Origin of the sequence: Suipraeoptans intestinalis (genome assembly GCF_009696485.1) — a bacterium.
Lineage (GTDB): Bacteria > Bacillota > Clostridia > Lachnospirales > Lachnospiraceae > Suipraeoptans > Suipraeoptans intestinalis.
Map to the genome: position 1 here is coordinate 2,251,558 of NZ_VULY01000018.1, position 24,184 is coordinate 2,275,741.

The window sequence follows — 24,184 nt, forward strand, 5'->3', positions numbered from 1 at the left end:
AACAAAAACGGAAATTATTATTAAAATGTCTATTGAAAAAGAGGGAAGCCGGTGTTATACTCGCCCTGTAATTGATAACAAATCTCAATTTGAAGGGAGAATCAGATATGGCAGGCAACGGATATGAAGGAAGAGAATGGGATGGATTTCGCGGAACAGGATGGAAGGAAACCGTAGATGTCAGACGGTTCATCCAGGAAAATTACAAACCCTATGAGGGGGATGAAAGCTTCCTGGAAGGTGCCACAGAAGCCACGAATCGCCTGTGGGGCAGACTGCAGGAGCTTCAAAAGGAAGAAAGAGCAAAAGGGGGCGTGCTGGACATGGAAACCCAGGTGGTTTCCGGAATCACTGCTTACCCGGCAGCTTATATCCTTCCGGAGGAGAAGGAGCTGGAAAAAGTGGTGGGACTGCAGACCGACAAACCGCTGAAAAGAGCCTTTATGCCCTATGGGGGGATCAATATGGCAGAAAAGGCATGCACGACCTACGGCTATACGCCCAGTGAAAAGCTGCATGAGATCTTTACCAAATACCACAAGACCCATAATCAGGGAGTGTTTGACATCTACACGCCGGAGATGAAACGGGCCAGAAAGAGTAAGATCATTACAGGACTTCCGGATACCTACGGAAGAGGACGGATCGTAGGAGATTATAGAAGGGTGGCGCTTTACGGCCTGGATTTCCTGATCGAAAAGAAGGAGCAGGATTTTGCCAACAGCGAGCGGCATGGTTTAAGAAGTACAGATTTCCGGCTGCGGGAAGAGATCCGGGATCAGATCAAGGCGCTCCATGAAATGAAAGAGATGGCGCAGATCTACGGATACGACATTTCAAAACCGGCAAAGGATGCCAGGGAGGCGGTGCAATGGCTGTACTTCGGATATCTGGCAGCCATTAAGACCCAGAACGGAGCAGCCATGAGCGTGGGAAGGATTTCCGCTTTTCTGGATATTTATCTGCAAAGAGATCTGGAGAGGAATCTTTTAACAGAGGCAAAAGCCCAAGAACTGATCGACCATCTGGTGATGAAGTTCCGTATGGTAAAATTTGCAAGGATCCCTGCCTACAATGAACTGTTTTCGGGAGATCCGGTGTGGGCGACCCTGGAGGTGGCCGGTCTGGGGCAGGACGGAAGAAGTATGGTAACCAAAACGGACTTCCGGTTCCTGCACACCCTGGAGAATATGGGACCGTCCCCGGAGCCTAATCTGACGGTGCTGTATTCCCAGCGGCTTCCGGAGAAATTTAAGAAATATGCGGCCTACATCTCCATTGCCACCAGTTCCGTGCAGTATGAAAATGATGATGTAATGCGGCCGGTGTGGGGAGACGATTATTCCATCTGCTGCTGTGTATCTGCCACGCAGACGGGAAAAGAGATCCAGTTTTTTGGAGCGAGAGCCAATCTGGCCAAGTGCCTTCTTTACGCTATCAATGGAGGCGTGGATGAAAAAAGCAAGGCGCAGGTAGGACCGGCCTATGAGAAGATCACTTCGGAATACCTGGACTATGACGAGGTGATGAAGAAATATGACGATATGATGGAGTGGCTGTCCAAGCTGTATGTAGATACCCTAAATATGATCCACTATATGCATGATAAGTATTACTATGAGGCGGCAGAAATGGCGCTGATCGACAGTGATGTAAGGCGGACGTTTGCCACAGGAATCGCAGGATTTTCTCATGTGATCGATTCTCTTAGCGCGATCCGGTATGCAAAGGTAAAACCTGTCCGTGATGAAAACGGAATTGCAGTGGATTTTGAGATCGAAGGGGACTTTCCCAGATATGGAAATGACGACGACAGGGCGGACCAGATCGGAGTTTGGCTTTTGGAAACCTTTATGGCAAAATTGAAGAAGTGCCATACCTACAGGGATTCCGAGCCCACCACCTCTGTTCTGACCATTACCTCCAATGTGGTTTATGGAAAGGCAACGGGAACTCTGCCGGATGGAAGAAAGGCGGGAGAACCGCTGGCTCCGGGAGCCAATCCTTCTTATGGAGCAGAGACCAACGGACTGTTAGCTTCTCTGAATTCTGTCGCAAAGCTTCCCTATGAGCTGGCGCTGGACGGAATCTCCAATACTCAGACCATCAGCCCGGATGCGCTGGGACACAGTGAGGAAGAACGAAAGGAAAACCTTACCAGGATCATGGACGGATATTTCCAACAGGGAGCTCATCATCTGAACGTCAACGTATTCGGAACAGAGAAGCTGGTGGATGCTATGGAGCACCCGGAAAAACCGGAATACGCCAACTTTACCATCCGTGTGTCCGGCTATGCGGTAAAATTTATCGACCTGACGAGAGAACAGCAGCTGGATGTGATCGCAAGAACCTGCCATAAATCCATGTAGGAAAACGAAGCAAACAGTGTGTCGCCGACAAAAGAGGGGGGAAGGAAGATGGAAGGCTATGTACATTCAATAGAGACCTTTGGATCTGTGGACGGTCCGGGAGTGCGGTTTGTGATCTTCCTGTCGGGCTGTGGCTTTCGCTGCCAGTACTGCCACAATCCGGATACCTGGAAACTTCATGCGGGGACACGGCGCACGGCAGAAGAACTGATAGCGCAGGCAAAAAAGTATAGGCCCTACTGGGGAGAAACCGGTGGGATTACCGTCAGCGGGGGAGAACCGCTGCTACAGATAGATTTTTTGACCGAACTGTTCCAAAAAGCAAAAGAAGAAGGGATCCACACGGTACTGGATACCGGCGGAGGTCCTTTTACCAGGCAGGGAAGATTTTTTGTAGCGTTTGAAAAGCTGATGCAGTATACGGATCTGATCCTCCTGGATCTGAAACAGATGGACGAGGCACAGCACAGACGTCTGACCGGTCACACCAATGCCAACGTCAAGGAACTGGCCAGATATCTGGCAGAAAAGAAGAAACCGGTCTGGATCCGACACGTTCTGGTTCCCGGAAGGACGGACAGCAAGGAACATCTTTGTCAACTCAGGGATTTTCTGGATACTCTGTCCAATGTGGAGCGGGTGGAGGTGCTTCCTTACCACACCATGGGAGCCTACAAATGGAAAGAACTGGGAATGGTCTATCCGCTGGAAGGCGTCCTGCCTCCCAATCAGGAAAGCATAGAGTACGCAAGAAAAGTCCTGAAAGCAAGATAGGAAACAAGATCCGATGGAGGCGAAAAGCTGCCAAAAAAGCGCACAGAGTCAGAAATTCCGGCATAGCCGGAAGCTGGCTCTGTTTCTCTTTCACTTTAGCAAATTAAATTCTTGAAATCTCAAAGGAAATGCGCTATGATAACAGGCATATAGATTTTTATAGAAAAGAGGGAAACAGATGGATTGGAAGATAGGAGTCATAAAGGGAGACGGAATTGGACCCGAGATCGTAGAAGAGGCGATGAAAGTGTTGGACGCAGTGGCGCGGCTGTACGGACACAACTGTCAGTACCGACAGCTTTTGATGGGAGGAGCTTCTATTGATGTGCACGGAGAGCCCCTGACCGATCAGATGGTAGAAGAGGCAAAAGCCTGCGATGCCATCCTGATGGGATCCATCGGAGGAGATCCTGCAGTGTCTCCCTGGTATCGTCTGGAACCGTCCAAAAGACCGGAAGCAGGACTTTTGAAGCTGCGGAAAGAGCTGGGATTGTTTGCCAATCTAAGGCCGGCGGTTTTATATGATACCCTAAAAGAAGCCTGCCCTCTGAAAGAGAGCATTACGGAAGACGGATTTGACATGATGATCGTTCGGGAGCTGACAGGCGGCCTCTATTTTGGAGAGCGGTACACAAAGGAAGTGGACGGAGTCCGGACGGCGGTAGACACTCTGACCTATCAGGAGGAGGAGATCCGCAGGGTAGCGAAAAAGGCCTTTGAGATCGCAAGAGCCAGAAAAGGGAAGGTAACCAGTGTGGACAAGGCAAATGTTCTGGACACCTCCAGGCTTTGGAGATCAGTGACAGAGGAGATCAGGACTTCTTATGCAGACGTGGAACTGGAGCATATGCTGGTAGACAACTGCAGTATGCAGCTGGTAAAGAACCCACGGCAGTTTGATGTGATCCTGACGGAAAATATGTTTGGAGATATCCTGTCGGATGAGGCCAGTATGATCACCGGCTCCATTGGGATGCTGCCCTCCGCCAGCCTGAAAGAGTCGGATTTTGGCCTGTATGAGCCAAGCGGAGGGTCTGCGCCGGATATTGCAGGTAAAGGGATCGCCAATCCCATTGCAGCCATCTTGTCGGCAGCGATGCTGCTTCGGTTTACCTTTCATCTGGAAGAGGAGGCAGACTGCGTGGAAGAAAGCGTCAGGAATGTGTTGAAGCTGGGATACAGAACCGCAGATATTATGACAGACGGAAAAAAGCAGGTAGGAACCAGAGAGATGGGTAGTCTTATTGCGGAAGGACTGCGAAAAAAGTAAAGAGTATAAGGCAAACAGATAAGAGGCCCAAAAGGCAGACATAAACGTAAGAGAGAAAAACAGCAGACCGAAAAAATCATAAGCTTACAGGCCCAAAAGTTTAAAAGCAGAAAGAGGATCGTCCAGGATCAGAAAAAGAAAGGAAAGAGATCAAGTATGAGAAGTGATACCGTAACAGAAGGAAAACAGCAGGCACCCCATCGTTCGTTGTTTCGCGCGCTGGGATTTACGAAGGAAGAAATGAATCGTCCCATCGTAGGGATCGTAAGCTCACACAATGAGATCGTGCCCGGACACATCAATCTGGACAAGATCGTAGACGCCGTAAAGATGGGAGTGGCCATGGCGGGAGGAACGCCGGTGGTATTTCCGGCCATCGCTGTTTGTGATGGGATTGCCATGGGACATATCGGGATGAAGTATTCCCTGGTAACCAGGGATCTGATCGCAGATTCTACGGAAGCGGTGGCGATGGCCCAGCAGTTTGATGCTTTGGTAATGGTTCCCAACTGCGACAAAAATGTACCGGGTCTTTTGATGGCGGCAGCCAGGATCAACGTGCCTACCATTTTTGTCAGTGGCGGGCCTATGCTGGCAGGAAAAGTCAAAGGGAAAAAGACCAGCCTGTCCAGCATGTTTGAAGCGGTAGGAGCCAATGCGGCAGGGCTGATCACAGAGGAAGAACTGTGTGAGTATGAAGAAAAAACCTGTCCTACCTGCGGTTCCTGCTCCGGCATGTACACGGCCAACAGTATGAACTGTCTGACGGAAGCGCTGGGAATGGGACTGAAGGGAAATGGCACGATCCCGGCCGTCTATTCCGCCAGGATCCGTCTGGCAAAAGAAGCCGGAATGCAGGTGATGGAGCTTTTCAGAAAAAATATCCGCCCCAGGGACATTATGACAAAGGAAGCCGTCTTAAACGCATTGACGGTGGATATGGCTTTGGGCTGCTCTACCAACAGTATGCTCCATCTTCCGGCCATTGCCCATGAGATCGGAATGGATTTTGAAATTGATTTTGCAAATGGAATCAGCGAAAAGACGCCCAACCTCTGTCATCTGGCGCCGGCGGGAAACACTTACATGGAGGATCTGGAAGAAGCCGGAGGGGTCTATGCAGTGATGGCGGAACTGAATAAAAAAGGCCTGCTTCATACAGACTGTATGACGGTAACAGGAAAGACGGTGGGAGAAAATATCACAGCTTCCCGTAATTTAGATGAAGACGTGATCCGCCCCATCGAGCGTCCTTATTCCCAGACGGGGGGACTGGCCGTGCTGAAGGGGAATCTGGCACCGGACGGAAGCGTGGTAAAGCGGTCGGCGGTGGTGGCAGAAATGCTGCGGCATGAGGGACCGGCAAGAGTCTTTGAATGTGAAGAGGATGCGATTGCGGCCATCAAGGGAGGCAGGATCCAGCCGGGCGATGTGGTGGTGATCCGATATGTAGGGCCAAAGGGAGGACCGGGAATGCCGGAGATGTTAAATCCCACCTCGGCCATTGCAGGAATGGGTCTGGGCTCCAGCGTGGCGCTGATTACAGACGGACGGTTCAGTGGAGCCTCCAGAGGCGCTTCCATCGGACATGTGTCTCCGGAGGCGGCAGTAGGAGGCCCTATCGCACTGATCCGGGAGGGAGACCGGATCCAGATCGACATTCCGGCGCTTACTCTAAATGTAAAGCTGTCGGAGGAAGAACTGGAAGAGCGAAGGAAGCAGTGGAAACCGACAGAACCAAGGATCACCACCGGATATCTGGCCCGGTACGCAGCCATGGTCACATCCGGCAACCGGGGAGCTATCCTGGAGGTACCGGGGAAAAACGCGTAAAACAGATCAAAAAGCAGAACCTGCAAGAATGGGCAGAGGTTCAGAGGGATCCTGAAAAGAAGTTAGAAAAACAGAGGAGAAGAGTATGCAGTTGACGGGAGCGGAGATTGTTATTGAGTGTTTAAAGGAACAAGGGGTGGATACGGTATTCGGGTATCCGGGAGGAGCAATTTTAAATGTGTATGATGCACTGTACAAGCATCAGGATGAGATCCGGCATATCCTCACCTCCCACGAGCAGGGAGCGGCGCATGCGGCAGACGGATATTCCAGAGCTACGGGAAAAGTGGGCGTCTGCTTTGCTACCAGCGGGCCGGGAGCCACCAATCTGGTAACGGGGATCGCCACGGCGTATATGGATTCCATTCCCATGGTGGCGATTACCTGTAACGTGGGAGTTGCCCTTCTGGGAAAGGACAGCTTTCAGGAGATCGATATTGCAGGGATCACACTTCCCATTACGAAGCACAATTTTATCGTAAAGGATGTAAACAAACTGGCAGATACCATCAGAAAAGCGTTTGTGATCGCAAAAAGCGGAAGGCCGGCGCCGGTTCTGATCGACATCCCGAAGGATGTGACGGCGAACAAGGCAGAATATACCCGGCAGGAAAGAACGCCTTCCAAGAAAGAGGAGATTTGCTGTTCTCAGGAATTGGAAGGAGCGTTGAAGCTGATCAAAACCTCCAAAAAGCCTTATATTTTTGTGGGGGGCGGAGCCGTTCTGTCAGAGGCCAGCAAGGAACTGCTGGAGTTTGTGGACAAGATGGATGCACCGGTAACCGATTCTCTTATGGGAAAAGGCGCATTTCCGGGAACCGATGAAAGATATACCGGCATGCTGGGCATGCACGGCACCAAGACGGCTAATTTTGGGGTCAGCGAGTGCGATCTTTTGGTGGTCATTGGAGCGAGGTTCAGCGATCGTGTTACGGGAAATGCCAAAAAATTTGCGAAGAATGCCAAAATCCTGCAGATCGATATCGACGCAGCGGAAATGAATAAGAATGTTCTGATCACCCAGGGGATCGTGGGAGATATCAAGACGGTGCTGCAGCAGTTAAATAAAATCCTGCCGCAGCAGGAGCACAGGGAATGGATGGAAAAGATCCGGGAAAATAAGGAGAAATATCCGCTTCGTTATAATCCGGAGACGCTGACAGGACCTCATATCATAGAAGAGATCTATCGGCAGACCCAGGGAGATGCCCTGGTGGTGACAGAAGTGGGACAGCACCAGATGTGGGCGGCACAGTATTACAAATATAAGGAGCCCAGAACATACCTGACGTCAGGCGGACTGGGAACGATGGGCTACGGCCTGGGAGCTTCCCTGGGAGCCAAGGTGGGAAGGCCGGAAAAGACAGTCGTTAACATTGCGGGAGACGGCTGCTTCCGTATGAATATGAACGAGATCGCAACGGCAGTCCGACACCAGATTCCCATCATTCAGGTGGTTATGAACAACCACGTTCTGGGAATGGTCAGACAGTGGCAGGACCTGTTTTACGAAAAAAGATACTCCGCCACCATCCTGGAGGACAAGGTGGATTTTGTGAAACTGGCGGAAGCTATGGGAGCCGTGGGAATACGGGTAGAAACGAAGGAAGAATTTGCAGAAGCATTCAAAAAAGCTCTGAAACTGCAGGAACCGGTGGTACTGGACTGCCAGATCGGCTGTGACGATAAGGTATGGCCGATGGTGGCTCCGGGCGCCGATTTAAGCAAGACATTTGATGAGACGGACAAAAGGGAGGGCTAAAAATGAACAGGGTTTACAATTTTTCAGCAGGACCGGCAGTGCTGCCAGAAGAGGTGTTAAAAGAGGCGGCAGATGAGATGCTGGATTACGCAGGAACAGGGATGTCTGTGATGGAGATGAGCCATCGATCCGACAGGTTTCAACGGATCCTGGACGAGGCAGAGCAGGATCTGAGAGATCTGATGAAGATTCCAGAAGAGTACGCGGTACTCTTTCTGCAGGGAGGAGCTTCCCAGCAGTTTGCGGCCATTCCAATGAACCTGATGCAAAATAGAGTGGCTGATTATATTGTAACCGGACAGTGGGCCAAAAAGGCCAGCGAAGAGGCGAAAAAATACGGAACCGTTAACATTTTGGCTTCTTCTGCCGACCGTACCTATTCCTACATTCCAGACTGCAGTGATCTGCCTGTGTCAGAGAAGGCAGATTATGTGTATATCTGCGAAAATAATACGATTTACGGTACGAAATTTTCCAGTCTTCCCAACACAAAGGGAAAGATCCTGGTATCGGATATTTCCTCCTGTTTTCTGTCAGAGCCGGTGGATGTCACCAAATATGGACTGCTTTTCGGAGGCGTACAGAAAAATATCGGTCCGGCAGGAACGGTGATCGTTATTATCCGGAAGGATCTTATCCGGGACGAGGTACTGGAGAAAACACCGACAATGCTGCATTATAAAATTCAGGCAGAAGCAGGATCTTTGTACAACACGCCGCCGGCCTATGGGATCTATATCTGTGGAAAGGTATTTCGCTGGCTGAAAAGGATGGGCGGCCTGGAAAATATGAAGCAATACAATGAAAAGAAGGCGGCGGTGCTGTACCGGTATCTGGATGAAAGCCGGCTCTTTTCTCCCACGGTACAGGGAAAGGACCGTTCGCTGATGAATGTTCCTTTTGTGACCGGCAACAAAGAACTGGATGGGAAGTTTATAAAAGAGGCGGAGCAGGCAGGTCTGAAATCCCTGAAAGGACATAGAAGTGTAGGAGGAATGCGGGCAAGCATCTACAATGCCATGCCCATAGAAGGGGTGGAAGCTCTGGTTGCCTTTATGAAGAATTTTGAAAAGGAGAACGGGGATCATGTATAAATATCATTGCTTAAACCCCATTGCCAAGGTGGGGACGGATACGTTTACGGGAGAGTATGAGGAGACTCCGGAGATATCCCAGGCAGATGTGATCCTGGTCAGAAGCGCTTCCATGCGGGAGATGGAATGGCAGGAGGGAACGCTGGCAGTGGCAAGAGCCGGAGCCGGAGTGAATAATATCCCCTGCGATGTATGTGCGGAAAAAGGGATCGTGGTATTCAACACACCGGGAGCCAATGCCAATGGGGTCAAGGAACTGGTGATCGCCGGAATGCTTCTGGCATCCCGGGACATTGTAGGAGGGATCCGCTGGGTAGAAGAAAAGGAAGGAAGCGGCAATATTGCCAAAGAGACGGAAAAAGCCAAAAAAGCCTTTGCCGGCTGCGAGCTGGTGGGGAAAAAGCTGGGTGTGATCGGTCTGGGAGCCATCGGAGTCCTGGTGGCCAACAGCGGCGTCCATCTGGGGATGGAGGTCTATGGCTATGATCCTTATGTATCTGTAGAATCGGCATGGAAATTATCCAGAAACATCCATCACACCAGATCCCTGGAGGAGTTGTTCCAGGACTGCGATTATATTTCTGTCCATGTGCCTGCCAATGAACATACAAAGGGGATGATCGATGCAAACGCCATCCGCCAGATGAAACAGGGAGTGGTGATTCTGAATTTTTCCAGGGACCTTCTGGTAAAGGAAGAAGACATGCTGGAGGCTATGAAAGAGGGAAAGGTGCGCCACTATGTGACGGATTTTCCCACGCCGATGATGGCAGGAGCAAAAGGAGCTATCGTCATTCCGCATCTGGGCGCTTCCACAGAAGAGGCGGAGGACAATTGTGCCAAAATGGCGGTGCAGGAGCTTCGGAGCTACCTGGAACATGGGAATATTAAGAATTCTGTCAACTATCCGGACTGCGATATGGGATTTCGGGGAAAAAATACCCGCATCTTGTTGCTGCACCACAATGTTCCCAATATGATCGGGCAGTTTACCAGGATCCTGGCAAGAGACAATATGAATATTGCGGACATGGCAAACAAAAGCAAGGGCGGATATGCGTACACCATGATCGACATTGATACGCCGGTACCGGAAGGATTGGCGGAAGAACTCAGAAACGTGCCGGAGGTGCTGAAAGTCCGGATCATACGCTAGATGGAAAAACAGTTTCAGAAAATAAAAAATTATGCACAAAAACAAGGTGTAAAAATTGTAAAATTCATACAAAAGTAATCTTTACAATCCGACTTCCCGGTGCTACAGTTTGTGTAGACCAAGAAGAAGGAAGTGAGAAGTATGCTGAAGGTTATTTCTGTTATCAAAGACTGCCTGAAAGAGGAGACTGCATTGACCAGCTATCTGGCAAAGCACTAGAGCTAAGAGCGCAAGGATCAGCGTATCCGTACAGGCAAAAAGACATTTTGGACATCGATAGAAGCGGCAGCATGGGACATAGAAAAACCACCGTCTTACGAAACAGTATCGTAGGGCGGTGATTTTTATGTTATCCGGAAATTGACCGGGATTTGCGGTGTTCCTCCAGAAGACAGTGGATCTTTTCGGTAGGATTCAACACAGAGCCGATGGAAATATCATGGTTCAGGGCGTCGATGATGACAGCCAGAAATTTGCTTAAGTCTGCCTTGATAAAATAAGGCTTCTGACAGATCTGAGGCGGCAGATAAGTGAGATTGGTGGTAATGACCCGATGGACATAGCCTCTTTCGTAGTAGTCATCAAATTTGTCTAGACCTTCCGTGAACAAACCGAAGCAGGCACACAGGAAAACCTTCTTGGCGCCTCTTTCTTTCAGCTGCTTTGCCACGTCCAGGATGCTGTCGCCGGAGGAGATCATGTCGTCTACCACGATCACATGCTTGCCCCGAACGTCGTCTCCCAAAAATTCGTGGGCCACAATGGGGTTTTTGCCGTTGACCACAACAGAATAATCTCGGCGTTTATAGAACATTCCCATGTTTACGCCGATAACGTTGGAGAAATATACGGCGCGGTGCATGGCTCCCTCATCGGGACTGACGATCATCAGATGCTCCTTATCCAGAGGAAGATCCGGCTCCGTCTGCAAAAGAGCTTTCATAAACTGGTAAGGGGGATTAAAATTGTCAAATCCATGAAGGGGGATAGCGTTTTGTACCCGGGGGTCATGGGCATCAAAGGTAATGATGTTGCTGACTCCCATTTCTACCAGCTCCTGGAGGGCAAAGGCACAGTCCAGGGATTCCCGCTTGGTCCGCTTGTGCTGCCGGCTTTCATACAGGAAGGGCATGATCACATTGATCCGGTGGGCTTTTCCTGTGGCGGCTGAGATGATACGCTTCAGATCCTGGTAGTGGTCATCCGGGGACATATGATTGGTGAGACCGTTGACAGTGTAGGTCAGACTGTGGTTGCATACGTCTACAAGAATGAACAGATCCTTTCCCCGGGAAGATTCGTTCAGGATGCCCTTGGCTTCTCCCGTTCCAAACCGGGGACATTCGCAGTCCAGCAGATAGGTGTCGGGATAATGGCAGCAGGCCAGCTGTCCGGTGGGAAATTCCTTTCGGAAACCAAGGATGTGCTGATTGATTTTTTCGCCCATAGCAGTGCAGGATTTTAAGGCTGCGATCTTCAAGGGAGCTACAGGCAGTGCGTTTTCCAATAGTTTAATGTTTGGCATGAGGTTCTCCTGTGAAATATAGATAACGATCCTTTTCCAACGTGTTTCCAACCATTACTATAGCACCGAAGAACAAAACAGGTCAACCGGGAAGTTGCCGAAAAAAGCGTAGGATTGGACGAAATGAAAAAGGTCATGTATAATGATCGTATTACAGGAGACTTTGAGAGGATTGAAAAAAGTTATGAGTCAGGGACATGTGATAAAGCAGGTAACGGAAGGCGGAATCGCCTGGGAGATGGGAATCGAGGCAGGCGACAGGCTGATCTCCATTAACGGGAAAGAGATCGAGGACGTGTTTGACTACCATTTTCTGGTACAGCAGGAGGAACTTCTGGTACTGATCCAAAAGGAAGACGGAGAGGAATGGGAGCTGGAGATCGAAAAAGAAGAGGAGGAGGATCTGGGGATCGGATTTGAGCAGGGACTGATGGATGAGTACCGTTCCTGCCGAAACAAATGCATCTTCTGCTTTATCGATCAGATGCCGAAAGGCATGCGGGACACCCTGTATTTTAAAGACGATGATTCCCGTCTGTCTTTTCTGCAGGGCAACTATATTACCCTGACCAATATGAGCGAGGCAGATGTAGAAAGGATCATCCGTTACCGGCTGGAGCCCATCAACATCTCTTTTCATACCACCAATCCCAAACTCCGGTGCGAGATGCTGCACAACAGGTTTGCGGGGGAAGCGTTGAAAAAGGTGGACCGGTTCTATGAAGCGGGAATCCAGATGAACGGGCAGATCGTTTTGTGCAAGGGGGTCAACGACGGAGAGGAGCTGGAAAGAAGCATCGAAGATCTCAGCAGATATCTGCCGTATCTGCAAAGTGTTTCCGTGGTTCCGGTAGGACTGACCAGATTTCGCGATGGACTTTATGAAATGCAGCCTTTTCAAAAGGAGGATGCCAAAAAGGTGCTGGACACCATAAAATCCTGGCAGAAAAAGCTGTATGAGGCTCACGGAGTCCACTTTATCCACGGAAGCGACGAATGGTATCTTCTGGCACAGGAGCCTTTGCCCAGGGAAGAGTGCTACGACGGATACCTTCAGCTGGAAAACGGAGTAGGAATGCTGACGCTTCTGGAAAATGAATTTCAGGAAGCGTTGAAAAAAGAGAAAAAGGACGCCAGAAAAAGAAGCGTATCCATTGCAACAGGAGCTTTGGCTTATCCGCGGATCCAGCGCATGGCAAAGCAGATGGAAGAGATCTATGAGGAAACAAAGATCCGTGTGTTTTGTATCCGAAATGATTTTTTCGGGGAGAGGATCACGGTGTCGGGCCTGATCACCGGACAGGATCTTATTCGGCAGCTAAAGGACAAAGAGCTTGGGACGAGGCTTCTTCTCCCCTGTAATATGTTCCGGAACGGGGAAGAGGTATTTCTGGATGACCTCACCCGGCAGCAGGTAGAGGATGCTTTACAAGTGAAGATAGATATTGTAAAATCAAGCGGACAAGATTTTGTAAATGCCATCAAAGACGTATAGACGCAGGTAGAAGCAGTGCAGAGAAAAACACAGGCTACAGGCAGAAAAGTGTACGATGCAGGCAGAAAACACAGGCTACAGGCAGAAAAGTGTACGATGCAGGCAGAGAACACAGGCTACAGGCAGAAAAATGCATGATGCAGGCAGAGAACACAGACTACAGGCAAAAGTACAAACAGAAAAAGACGGACAGGAAAAAGCAGATAGGAGAAGATAGATGAGTAAACCGGTAGTGGCGGTAGTAGGACGTCCAAACGTAGGAAAATCTACATTGTTTAACGCACTGGCAGGAGAGATGATCTCCATCGTAAAGGATACGCCGGGAGTGACCAGGGATCGTATTTATGCGGATGTGTCCTGGCTGGATAAGGAGTTTACCCTGATAGATACGGGAGGAATCGAGCCGGAGAGCGGGGATGTGATCCTGTCTCAGATGAGAGAACAGGCACAGATCGCCATTGATACGGCAGACGTGATCCTGTTTCTGACGGATGTCAGACAGGGGCTGGTGGATGCGGATTTCAAAGTGGCAGATATGCTGAGGCGATCCCAGAAGCCGGTGGTTCTGGCAGTGAACAAGGTGGACAATTTTGAAAAATTCATGCCGGATGTGTACGAATTTTACAATTTGGGAATCGGAGAGCCAAAGCCCATCTCCGCAGCGGGAAAACAGGGACTGGGAGATCTTTTGGACTGTGTGGCAGATCATTTTCCTCAGGGATTGGAAGGAGAGGAAGAGGATGAAAGGCCAAGGATCGCCATTGTGGGGAAACCCAACGTAGGAAAATCCTCTATCATCAACCGGATCCTGGGTGAGCAGAGGGTGATCGTATCGGATGTGGCAGGAACCACAAGAGATGCCATTGACACGGATGTGAAGCGGGGAGACCGGGAGTATGTATTTATTGATACAGCGGGACTTCGCAGAAAGAATAAGATCAAAGAGGAACTGGAACGATACAGCATCATCCGCACGGTGACAGCCGTGGAGCGGGCAGATGTGGTGCTGGTGGTGATCGACGCGGCGGAAGGGGTCACGGAGCAGGACGCCAAAATAGCCGGGATCGCCCATGAGCGGGGCAAGGGGATCATCCTGGTGGTCAACAAATGGGATGCGCTGGAAAAGAATGACCGAACCATGCGGGAATATGAAAATGAGCTGAGAAGGATCCTTTCCTTTATGCCCTACGCCCAGACCATGTATATTTCGGCTCTGACAGGGCAGAGGGTGGAAAAACTGTTCGACGCCATCGACACGGTCATTGCAAACCAGACGTTAAGGATCGCTACCGGCGTTCTGAACGAGATCGTGACCGAGGCGGTTGCCATGCAACAGCCGCCGTCAGATAAAGGGAAGCGCCTGAAGATCTACTATATCACCCAGGTATCTGTGAAGCCGCCGACTTTTGTTATTTTTGTGAATGACAAGGAACTGATGCATTTTTCTTATACCAGGTATCTGGAAAACAAGATCAGAGAGGCGTTTGGCTTCGGAGGAACGTCCCTGAGATTTTTCGTGCGGGAAAGAAAGGAAAAGTAAGATGGAGCGACTGGTGTGTTTGGCTGTAGGGTATGCCTTTGGACTGATACAGACAGGATACTTGTGCGGGAAGTTTCAAAAAAAAGATATCCGGACGATGGGTAGCGGTAATGCGGGGACGACTAATGCTCTTCGGACGCTGGGATGGAAGGCCGGTCTGGTCACGTTTCTGGGAGACGTATTAAAATGCGTCCTGGCAGCGGGAGTAGTTACGCTTCTGTATGGGAAGAGCCATCCGGATACCATAGTTCTTCTGGTGTTTTATACGGGACTGGGAGCGGTGCTAGGACACAACTATCCTTTTTATCTCAGATTCAAAGGGGGAAAGGGCATTGCGGCAACAGGGGGACTGGTGATCAGTACGCTGCCTCCCCATCTGACGCTGCTTTGTCTGGCGGTGTTCGTCCTGGTGATCTGGGGAACCAGATACGTTTCTCTGGGATCTCTGCTGGGAGTGACCGCCTATCTGATCGTAGTCCTGGTGTACGGGAGATGCGGCGGATTTCATGTACCGCCTTTTGCCCTGCGGGAAATCTACATCATTACCGGAATTCTGGTGATTTCCGCTCTTTTCAAGCACAAGGAGAACATCAAAAGGCTTCTGAACGGGACAGAAAACAAACTGAGCATCAAAAAGAAGAGTGAATAGGCAGAAAGGAAGTGAAGGTATGGCAAAAGCAGGAGTGATCGGAGCAGGCAGCTGGGGAACAGCCCTTGCCCTGCTGCTGTGCGGCAACGGACATGAGGTAACGGTCTGGTCTATTAATGAAGAGGAAGTCAAGGAGTTGGATACCAAGAGGGAGCATACATCCAAGCTTCCGGGAGTAAAGCTTCCAGAGGAAATGAAGTTTACCACCGATCTGCAGGAGGCTGTGTGTGGAAAAGACTTTCTGGTACTGGCAGTGCCTTCTCCCTTTACCAGACAGACGGCAAGAAAGATGGCTCCTTACGTAAAAGAGGGACAGGTGATCGTAGATGTGGCAAAGGGGATCGAAGAATCTACCCTGATGACGCTTTCCCAACAGATCCAGCAGGAAATCCCACAGGCGGATGTGGCAGTCCTGTCCGGTCCCAGTCATGCGGAGGAGGTGGGCCGCGGGCTGCCTACAACGGTCGTCATTGGCGCCAAGACGGAACAGACGGCAGAATGGCTGCGGAATATTTTCAGAAATGAAGTGTTCAGAGTCTATATCAGCCCCGATATTCTGGGAATGGAATTGGGAGGATCTCTGAAAAATGTGATCGCCCTGGCAGCCGGCATTGCAGATGGAATGGGATACGGGGATAACACGAAGGCAGCCCTGATCACCAGGGGAATCGCGGAGATTGCGCGGCTGGGAGTCGCGATGGGAGGAGCCTTTGAAAGTTTTGCGGGGCTGACCGGGATCGGCGACCTGATTGTAACCTGTGCCAGTGTACACAGCAGGAACCGGAAAGCCGGTTATCTGATGGGACAGGGCAAGACCATGCAGGAGGCGATGGATGAAGTGCAGATGGTGGTAGAAGGAGTCTATTCCACCAAAGCTGCGGTAAAGCTGGGAGAAAAGTACAACATTGCCCTGCCTATCGTTAATCAGGTCAATGCCGTTTTGTTTGAAGGAAAGTCTCCCAGGGAGGCAGTCAATGAGCTGATGCTGCGGGACGGAAAACCGGAGCATACGGCACTGACCTGGCAGGATTAGAATAGTGCAGGTCAGATCATAGAGTCCTGTCAGACAGACAGGAAAAAGCAAGGAGTAAGGTTTCATGAAAGTATTTAAGCAACTGGGAATTCTTCTGATACTCTGCCTTTTGGCAGAGTTTTTCGTGTCGCTTCTTCCGATATCCTTTCCAAGCAGCGTGATGGCGATCCTGATTTTGTCGGTGCTGCTGGTGTCTGAGGTGATCAAAGAGCATCATATCCGGGAAACGGCAGATTTTTTACTGGCGAACATGGCGCTGGTGTTTGTGCCGATGGCAGTGCGGATGCTGGGAGAGCTGGATGTTTTAAAAGGGCATGTGTCGGGATTTCTGGCAGTAGTCCTGTGCTCGCTGCTTCTGACCTTTTTCGGGGCCTACGGATCGGCGCGCCTGGTGCAAATCTATCAAAGGAAGAAGGCGAAGAGACATGAATGATATCTGGAATAACCCGTTATTTGGGATTGTGTTGACGATAGGAGCGTTTGAAATCGGGCGGGCCGTCGCAGCCCGGGTAAAGCATCCCATTGCCAATCCGCTCCTGATCGCAATGCTGATCTGTTTTGGCTGGCTGAAACTGTTTCGGATCCCCATGGACAGCTATATGAAAGGGGCCAGATTTATCGAGGCATTTTTGATCCCATCCACAGCCGTACTGGGACTTTCTGTTTACCGACAGAGAAAAATCTTAAAGGAACAGTTTTTTCCGATCCTCACAGGCTGCTTTGTAGGAAGTCTGATCTCCATGGGAAGTACGGTGATCCTTTGCCGGATGCTGGCATTAAATTCCGGGATCCTGCATTCTCTGCTCCCCAAATCTGTAACCACAGCCATTGCGCTGGATCTTTCCAGTCAGATGGGAGGAGTGAAGGCGCTGACCATTATGGCCGTGATCCTTTGCGGGGTGGGAGGAGCCATCCTTCATCCGCTGGTGATCCGGTTTCTGAAACTTTCTGACCCGGTGGCTATTGGCGTGGCCTTTGGAACGGCCAGTCATGCCGTAGGAACAGCCAGAGCGCTGGAGATGGGAGAGGTGGAAGGCGCTGTCAGCGGAGTTGCTATGGGAGTGGCAGGAATCTGTACCGTTGTGATTGCATTATTGGTACAGATGTTATAAAATCTAAGAAGAGGAAAAGAACAGGAGGTTGCATATGAAAGTTGCAATATTGACAGCCAATACAAAGGTATATAGAGGACAGGATACAGATGAAAGCGGGCAGGTGCTGGAAGAGCTGATCGAAGATGCAGGGCTTGAGGTGGTATTTCGCAGAGCGCTGCCGGTAGATCGGGAGGTTCTGGAATCTGTTCTGGCAAGTATCGCAGACGATGAGATGGCAGATCTGATCCTGACGACGGGAGGAGCGGGCTGCAACCCGGGAGACTGTACCCCGGAGGCCACTACTGCCGTGATAGAAAGACCGGTGCCGGGGATCCCGGAAGCACTGAGAGCCAACGCCATGCAGCTGACCAAGAGAGCCATGCTGAATCGTGGGACGGCAGGGATCAGAGGAAGGGTCCTGATCGTAAATCTTCCGGGCAAATCGCATGGAGCAAGAGAAAGCCTGAAGTATTTGCTTCCGGAACTGGTAAGAGCCGTGGAAGTGATTCAGAAAGAGGGCTAGTCATTCATGAAAATAACGTATTTGGGACATAGTGGCACAGTAGTAGAGCTTACCGAAAGTATCCTTGTTTTTGACTACTATAAGGGAAGTGTTCCCTCTTGGCCTGTCGGGAAAAAGGTGTATGTGTTTGTGAGCCATATCCATTTTGACCATTACAACCCGGAGATCTTTTGCTGGGAGAGACAGATTTCCGACATTACCTACATTCTTTCTGATGATATTTTGGAGGACAGCGTACCGGTTGACTGCAGGAGCAGGGTACGGTTCGTAGGCGCCAGGAAGACAGTCCAAATAGATGAGATGACGATCAAAACGCTTCGCTCTACCGATGAGGGTGTGGCGTTTTTTGTTCACGCGGAGGGAAAGCGCATCTATCACGCAGGAGATCTGCACTGGTGGCACTGGAAGGAAGAGGGAGCCATCTTCAATGAGATGATGCGGAGAAAATACCAGGGAGAGATCAAAAAGCTGTCAAAAGAGACGATAGACCTTGCATTTCTCCCGGCAGATCCCAGGCAGGAGGAAGCCTATGTATGGGGGATGGCGTACTTTTTGGAGCAGGTGGAGGTGAAGCGGGTGTGTCCCATCCATCTGTGGGGGAAATATGATGTCTGCCGTCAATTAAAAGAAGAGGCCTGCCTGGAGGCGTACCAAGACAGGATCGTTCTTGTAACACGGGAAGGAGAGGTATTTGAATGGGAGGATTAAAGAAAAAGGTGGATCTGTACAGCGACGGCGCCGCACGGGGCAACCCAAACGGTCCGGGTGGCTATGGAACTGTGTTGGAGTATACAGATGCAAAAGGAGAACTTCATACCAAAGAAATGTCTCAAGGCTATGCGAGGACCACAAACAACCGGATGGAGCTGATGGCGGTGATCGTGGGCCTGGAGGCGTTGACAGTGCCCTGCATGGTAACCGTGTATTCCGACTCCAAGTATGTGACAGATGCATTTAACCAGGGCTGGGTGGATTCCTGGCTGAAGCGGGGATGGAAGAGAGGGAAAAACGAGTCTGTTAAAAATGTAGACCTGTGGCAGAGACTGTTGAAGGCAAAGGAGCGACATGAGGTAACCTTTGTCTGGGTAAAAGGGCATGCAGGCCATCCCCAGAATGAACGGTGCGACCAGTTGGCTACCACTGCGGCGGACGGAGAGGATCTGATAGAGGATGATCCGGAGTTCTCCCAGTGTTGAGAAATTCCGAAGAAGGAATTTAGAAAAAACGTATATCGTCAACCACAAAAGGAGCACAAATTCACACAAAAGGAACACAGGCGGCAGTGTTTGTCAAACAAGACAGAATATGTTATAATGTGGAACTGCAAGTAAGACAGGTAATCGCAGCTGCAAGGCCGAAAGGCAGCAGTTGAGGAAAGTCCGGGCTTCACAGGGCAGGGTGCCGGATAACGTCCGGTGGAGGTGACTCTAAGGAAAGTGCAACAGAAATATACCGCCTGATGATTCAGGTAAGGGTGGAAAGGTGGTGTAAGAGACCACCGCCTTGCTGGTAACAGCAAGGGTCCCTGTAAACCCCACTCGAAGCAAGACCGAAAAAAGACAAGGTGGCGGCCCGTCACGTCTTAGGTAGGTCGCTAGAGCCTGTCGGCGACGGCAGGCCCAGATAGATGATTACCCACGACATAACCCGGCTTATCGTCTTACTTGCAGCTTGATGAAAGATTCAAGTCAGGACTGCTGACATAGGCAAATACAAGTTGAATAAATTTTGGAAAGAGGACTTTATACACCACCAAGGTGCAGAAGTCCTCTTTTTTGTACGGTCTGTTTTTTAGGAGCCTTTTACCTGTGCTTTTCTTCACAGTACTGGCAGCGGTAGATCTCATTTTCTTCGTCGGTCAGGACAAATACATGATCCAGTCCCTGCTCAATAGAAGTAATACATCTGGGGTTTTTGCAGCGGATGACATTGGTGATTTTTTTGGGAAGCTGCAGCCTTTTTTTGGCTACGACCTCAGAATCCTTAATGATGTTGATGGTAATATTGTGATCGATGAACCCCAGAATATCAAAATCAATAAAATCAATGGGACATTCGATCTTCATAATGTCCTTTTTCTGCATCTTACTGCTTTTGGCATTTTTGATAATGGCAACACAGCAGTCCAGCTTGTCCAGATGCAGGTATTTGTAGATCTCCATGCTTTTTCCTGCCTGGATATGATCCAGCACGAACCCTTCTTCGATTTTCCCTACGTTCAATGTGTTTTTTACCATGTTTTTCCTCCTTCTACCTGGATACCCAAAAGAGTCAGGATCAACGCCATACGAATATAGACCCCGTACTGTGCCTGTCGGAAATAGGCGGCTCTGGGATCGGCGTCTACTTCCACAGAGATCTCGTTGACACGGGGAAGGGGATGGAGGATGAACATATCCTCTCTGGCCAGCTTCATTTTGGCAGCGTCCAGGATATAGAAATCCTTCATTCTGACATAGTCCTCCTCATTAAAGAAACGTTCCTTCTGTACCCGGGTCATATAGAGGATGTCCAGGGTTGGAAGCGCTTCCTCCAGACGAACGACCTGCTGGTAGGGGACCTGTTCTTTATCCAGAACATCGTGACGGATGTAGCCGGGCAGCCGGAGCTCTTCCGGAGAGATCAAAACAAATCGGATGTTGGGATAACGAACGAGTGCATGGATCAGAGAATGGACAGTACGGCCAAATTTCAGATCGCCACACAGACCGATGGTCATATTTCCGAGATGCCCTTTTAAGGAGCGGATGGTTAAAAGATCGGTTAAGGTCTGGGTGGGATGCTGATGTCCGCCGTCGCCGGCGTTAATGACGGGAATGGAAGAATGATGCGCGGCTACCATAGGCGCTCCCTCTTTTGGATGACGCATGGCACAAATATCAGCATAACAGGAAATCGTACGGATGGTGTCGGCGACACTTTCGCCTTTGGCGGCGGAGCTGGAATCAGCGGATGAGAAACCTAAAATACTGCCGCCCAGATTTAACATGGCGGCTTCATGACTTAGACGGGTTCGGGTGCTGGGTTCGTAAAACAGTGTAGCAAGCTTTTTGCCGGAACATGAATGGGCGTATCGGGCGGGATTCTGTTCGATGTCCGCTGCGAGATCCATCAGTCTGTCCAGTTCTTCCGGCGAAAAATCAAGGGGACTCATTAAATGTCTCATAGGTATTCTCCTCATCTTTTTTTCCTACTATCATAGACTATGTAGAAGGGTTTTTCAATGGGGAACAAGGAAAAAAATCACAGAAAAAACGGAAAGATTTCTGGCAGAAAAAATAAAAAAATCACAAAAACCAATGGGATATGGAAGGGAAATCCGATATAATCAGAGAAACGGGAAACCGGATGATTTTGTGGCAGGATCAGGAGAAAAGGGGGTTCCCGGAAATAAAAAGAGCGAGAGGGCGGATCGCCTGATCCGGTTCAAAACAGGAAGGAGGAAGGTGCGGAAAATGTCTATGTGGACGGCTTCGTACCAAAGAAACATGATCCTAGAAGAAATTAAGAAATGGATCCAGGAAGAAAAGGAAGAAGAGTACGGCAGGTTTCTCAGAAGGATCGTACCAAATCTGGAGGCAGGGCAGATACAGGGCGTGCGAACGCCCAAGCTTCGAAAGTACGCCAAGGAACTGAGCAGAAGAGGCGAGATAGGAGAATTCCTGACGGCGCTTCCCCATGGATCCTTTGAGGAAAATCAACTGCATGCGTTCCTGCTGGAGGGAGAAAAAGAGTATGGGGTCTGTCTGGAAAAACTGGAGATCTTTCTGCCTTACGTAGATAACTGGGCTACCTGTGATCAGCTGTCTCCCAAGATCTTCAAAAAGCACCGCAGGCAGTTGCTGGAACGCATCCCGGACTGGCTGGCCTCTCAGAAAACCTATACCGTCCGATACGGGATCGGGATGTTGCTGATCCATTTTCTGGAGGAGGATTTTCAGGAAGAGTATCTGGACTGGGTGGCGCAGGTGGATTCGGAGGAATATTACGTAAATATGATGATCGCCTGGTATTTTGCAACGGCGCTGGCCAAGCAGTACCGGCAGGCGATTCTTTATCTGGAGGCCGGCAGACTGCCCCGCTGGGTACATAACAAGACGATACAAAAAGGGATTGAGAGTAATCGAATTTCCAAAGAAACAAAAGACTATCTGCGCTCTTTGCGAAGATAGTCCTGGAAGATCCGGAAGAGGATACAGCCTGATGGGGAAAAGCCGGGTCTTGTGCGGATGAACCAAAGGAAGCCACCCGCAAAAACAGTTTTTGGACCGGCTTGTGGGGCAGACTTAAGTCTGCCCCGGAAGCAGAGCCAGAGAAGAGATATCCGAGTCGATCACCAGCGAGTAATTGGTGTAATAAACTACAAATCCCGGCTTTCCGCCCTTGGGCTTTTTCACATGCTTTCGTTGCACATAATCAATTTCTACTTTGTCGTTTCCGCGGCTTTTAGAGTAATAAGCAGCCAGACGACCGGCATCTTCAAAAGCGGAAGTGGGCGGCTCTTTTTGTTTGGACTTCAGGATCACATGAGAACCGGGAACACCTTTGGCATGGAACCACCAGTCATTTCCTTCTGCAAAGGAAAACGTCAGTTCCTCGTTTTGCAGGTTGTTCTTGCCTACATAAATATGGTAGCCGTCTCCCGTCAGATAGTGAAGAGGGCTGGAGGACCGGGAGGTCTTGCGCCTGGAAGTCTTTCTTTTGATGTATCCTGCCTGGATCAATTCTTCCTTGACCTGGATCAGATCTTCTTCCTCGGAAGCCAGATCCAGAGAGGCAGATACGGATTCCAGATACAGGATCTCTTTTTTGGTCTCTTCGATCAGAAGAGAGAGGGTTTCAAAGGTACGTTTTTTCTTGTTGTATTTTTCAAAATAGTGCTGTGCATTTTCAGAAGGGGACCGGTCGGGATCCAAAGGAATGCAGACCTCTTCGTTGGTATAGTAGTTTAGGGCTGTCAATTGATGGGATTTGGGAGAAAGGCTGTATCCGTAGGTGTGGATCAGCTCTCCATAGATCCTGAACAGCTCCCTGTCTCTGGTATCGTCCAGCTGACGAGACTGTAGGTGGTACTTTTTTCGATTCCGTTCCAGAGCCGTTTGTACTACCTGACGCAGATCGGCGCTTTTTTGCCGGATCCGCACCAGCGTATTTTTCTGGGCATAGTAGTCCCGTAGCATTTGCGAGATGCCGGAAGGAGAGGAAGAAGGATAGGCCTGCTCAAAGCTCAGGAGCGAAAGAGCAGAAAACTCTTTGGGAAGTCCGTTGTCATAGTAGATCACAGGGGTAAACTGCCTGGTTTTTACCAGGTGCATCACCGCATCAAACTGCCGATACAGAGCCGTTTTCTCAGAAAAAGAAAGCTGGGAAAAGGGAAGGGCAGAGTCCAGGGAAGCTCTGTGACAGATATCTTCGGAGGCCACGGGGCTGATTCCGGTAAAAGCGGTATAGATGGCCTTTCCCAAAGGAAGCTCTTTGCGGGAAAGAATCCGGGAAAATCCATCGAAGTCTACGGAAAGAGGATCTTGTTTTTCCATAGTGTTCGGTACGAAATAAGGGCGCTGGGGAAGCACTTCCCGCACAGAGCTGGTCTGGGAAGAAACGTGTTTGATGCTGTCTACGATCACACGGTTTTCATCACAGAGGATCAGATTGCTGTGCTTGCCCATCAGTTCCATGATCAGATATTTTTGGCAGAGATCCCCCAGTTCATTGCGATGTTCAATGGTAAATTCTATGATCCGCTCCAAAGAAGGCTGTGAGATCCTGCAGATCCTTCCGTTTCCAATGTGCTTGCGCAGCAACATACAAAAATTGGGAGCAGTCAGGGGATTTGTTTTCGTATCTTTTGTCAGATAGACCAAAGGAAGAGAGGCGCTGGCGCAAAGACAGAGACGGTGAGTGCCTGAAACTGTTTTTATGGTCAGAAGCAGTTCATCGGGCTCCGGTTGTGCGATCTTTGCGATCCTTCCATCTAATAAAATACTGTGCAGCTCATGGGTAACAGCAGCTACTGTGATTCCGTCAAAAGCCATAATCGTTCCTGCCTTTCTTTTTCAAAACA

Annotated in this window: 21 protein-coding genes and 1 other RNA gene; 18 read left to right on the forward strand and 4 right to left on the reverse strand. The window is 49.9% G+C overall.

All coding sequences use genetic code 11. The features are described from left to right. Window positions 1-107: 107 nt before the first annotated feature. From pflB to FYJ34_RS11225, 7 genes are all read left to right on the forward strand, one after another. Complete coding sequence (gene pflB, locus FYJ34_RS11195; protein ID WP_154478666.1) at window positions 108-2,372, forward strand: formate C-acetyltransferase; 2,265 nt, start codon at window positions 108-110, stop codon at window positions 2,370-2,372. 48 nt (window positions 2,373-2,420) lie between these two features. Then, complete coding sequence (pflA, locus tag FYJ34_RS11200; protein WP_154478668.1) at window positions 2,421-3,146, forward strand: pyruvate formate-lyase-activating protein; 726 nt, start codon at window positions 2,421-2,423, stop codon at window positions 3,144-3,146. 178 nt (window positions 3,147-3,324) lie between these two features. Continuing rightward, window positions 3,325-4,416 (forward strand): 3-isopropylmalate dehydrogenase, encoded by a 1,092-nt coding sequence (gene leuB, locus FYJ34_RS11205; protein ID WP_154478670.1) that lies wholly within the window; start codon window positions 3,325-3,327, stop codon window positions 4,414-4,416. Window positions 4,417-4,572: 156 nt separating this feature from the next. Further along, complete coding sequence (gene ilvD / locus FYJ34_RS11210; protein WP_154478672.1) at window positions 4,573-6,249, forward strand: dihydroxy-acid dehydratase; 1,677 nt, start codon at window positions 4,573-4,575, stop codon at window positions 6,247-6,249. A gap of 85 nt (window positions 6,250-6,334) precedes the next feature. Then, the gene (gene ilvB / locus FYJ34_RS11215) at window positions 6,335-8,011 is read left to right on the forward strand and encodes a biosynthetic-type acetolactate synthase large subunit (protein WP_154478674.1); all 1,677 of its coding nucleotides are present in this window, start codon (window positions 6,335-6,337) and stop codon (window positions 8,009-8,011) included. Between the two features lie 2 nt (window positions 8,012-8,013). After that, window positions 8,014-9,105 carry a 3-phosphoserine/phosphohydroxythreonine transaminase gene (serC, locus tag FYJ34_RS11220; RefSeq protein WP_154478676.1) on the forward strand — a complete coding sequence of 364 codons (1,092 nt, stop codon included), beginning with the start codon at window positions 8,014-8,016 and terminating at the stop codon, window positions 9,103-9,105. Next, window positions 9,098-10,261, forward strand: coding sequence for a phosphoglycerate dehydrogenase (locus FYJ34_RS11225; protein ID WP_154478678.1), 1,164 nt, complete (start codon window positions 9,098-9,100; stop codon window positions 10,259-10,261). The genes serC and FYJ34_RS11225 overlap by 8 nt, the downstream gene beginning before the upstream one ends. A gap of 349 nt (window positions 10,262-10,610) precedes the next feature. Here FYJ34_RS11225 and FYJ34_RS11230 read toward each other — a convergent pair whose 3' ends face one another. Beyond that, window positions 10,611-11,786: a ribose-phosphate pyrophosphokinase gene (locus FYJ34_RS11230; protein WP_154478680.1), complete on the reverse strand. Its 1,176-nt coding sequence runs from the start codon at window positions 11,784-11,786 to the stop codon at window positions 10,611-10,613. A 184-nt stretch (window positions 11,787-11,970) separates the two neighbouring features. Between FYJ34_RS11230 and FYJ34_RS11235 the strand changes: the two genes are divergently transcribed. The 10 genes from FYJ34_RS11235 to rnpB all read left to right on the forward strand — a co-directional run bounded on the left by FYJ34_RS11235 (window position 11,971) and on the right by rnpB (window position 19,791). After that, complete coding sequence (locus FYJ34_RS11235; RefSeq protein WP_154478904.1) at window positions 11,971-13,281, forward strand: DUF512 domain-containing protein; 1,311 nt, start codon at window positions 11,971-11,973, stop codon at window positions 13,279-13,281. Window positions 13,282-13,498: 217 nt separating this feature from the next. Then, the gene (gene der, locus FYJ34_RS11240) at window positions 13,499-14,821 is read left to right on the forward strand and encodes a ribosome biogenesis GTPase Der (RefSeq protein WP_154478682.1); all 1,323 of its coding nucleotides are present in this window, start codon (window positions 13,499-13,501) and stop codon (window positions 14,819-14,821) included. Window position 14,822: 1 nt separating this feature from the next. Beyond that, window positions 14,823-15,470: a glycerol-3-phosphate 1-O-acyltransferase PlsY gene (gene plsY, locus FYJ34_RS11245; RefSeq protein WP_154478684.1), complete on the forward strand. Its 648-nt coding sequence runs from the start codon at window positions 14,823-14,825 to the stop codon at window positions 15,468-15,470. A gap of 19 nt (window positions 15,471-15,489) precedes the next feature. After that, on the forward strand, window positions 15,490-16,503 hold the full coding sequence (locus tag FYJ34_RS11250; RefSeq protein WP_154478686.1) for an NAD(P)H-dependent glycerol-3-phosphate dehydrogenase: 1,014 nt from the start codon (window positions 15,490-15,492) through the stop codon (window positions 16,501-16,503). 64 nt (window positions 16,504-16,567) lie between these two features. Then, window positions 16,568-16,936, forward strand: coding sequence for a CidA/LrgA family protein (locus FYJ34_RS11255; protein WP_154478688.1), 369 nt, complete (start codon window positions 16,568-16,570; stop codon window positions 16,934-16,936). Continuing rightward, window positions 16,929-17,615 (forward strand): LrgB family protein, encoded by a 687-nt coding sequence (locus FYJ34_RS11260; RefSeq protein ID WP_154478690.1) that lies wholly within the window; start codon window positions 16,929-16,931, stop codon window positions 17,613-17,615. The genes FYJ34_RS11255 and FYJ34_RS11260 overlap by 8 nt, the downstream gene beginning before the upstream one ends. Window positions 17,616-17,649: 34 nt before the next feature. Continuing rightward, window positions 17,650-18,120, forward strand: coding sequence for a MogA/MoaB family molybdenum cofactor biosynthesis protein (locus FYJ34_RS11265; protein WP_154478691.1), 471 nt, complete (start codon window positions 17,650-17,652; stop codon window positions 18,118-18,120). Between the two features lie 6 nt (window positions 18,121-18,126). Continuing rightward, entirely contained in the window at window positions 18,127-18,828 is a 702-nt protein-coding gene (locus FYJ34_RS11270; protein WP_154478693.1) for an MBL fold metallo-hydrolase, read from the forward strand. Continuing rightward, entirely contained in the window at window positions 18,816-19,316 is a 501-nt protein-coding gene (gene rnhA, locus FYJ34_RS11275; protein ID WP_154478695.1) for a ribonuclease HI, read from the forward strand. Before FYJ34_RS11270 ends, rnhA begins: the two co-directional genes overlap by 13 nt. 128 nt (window positions 19,317-19,444) lie before the next feature. Next, window positions 19,445-19,791: RNase P RNA component class A (gene rnpB / locus FYJ34_RS11280), an RNA gene on the forward strand. A 131-nt stretch (window positions 19,792-19,922) separates the two neighbouring features. On the opposite strand, the gene FYJ34_RS11285 is transcribed toward rnpB, so the two are convergent. Together FYJ34_RS11285 and pyrB are read right to left on the reverse strand one after the other, a co-directional pair. Beyond that, on the reverse strand, window positions 19,923-20,357 hold the full coding sequence (locus tag FYJ34_RS11285) for an aspartate carbamoyltransferase regulatory subunit (RefSeq protein ID WP_154478697.1): 435 nt from the start codon (window positions 20,355-20,357) through the stop codon (window positions 19,923-19,925). Further along, entirely contained in the window at window positions 20,351-21,286 is a 936-nt protein-coding gene (gene pyrB, locus FYJ34_RS11290) for an aspartate carbamoyltransferase (protein WP_154478699.1), read from the reverse strand. Before pyrB ends, FYJ34_RS11285 begins: the two co-directional genes overlap by 7 nt. A 190-nt stretch (window positions 21,287-21,476) precedes the next feature. Between pyrB and FYJ34_RS11295 the strand changes: the two genes are divergently transcribed. Continuing rightward, complete coding sequence (locus FYJ34_RS11295; RefSeq protein ID WP_330582593.1) at window positions 21,477-22,292, forward strand: DNA alkylation repair protein; 816 nt, start codon at window positions 21,477-21,479, stop codon at window positions 22,290-22,292. Window positions 22,293-22,406: 114 nt separating this feature from the next. Here FYJ34_RS11295 and FYJ34_RS11300 read toward each other — a convergent pair whose 3' ends face one another. Further along, complete coding sequence (locus FYJ34_RS11300; RefSeq protein WP_154478701.1) at window positions 22,407-24,155, reverse strand: Rqc2 family fibronectin-binding protein; 1,749 nt, start codon at window positions 24,153-24,155, stop codon at window positions 22,407-22,409. Between the last annotated feature and the right edge of the window lie 29 nt (window positions 24,156-24,184).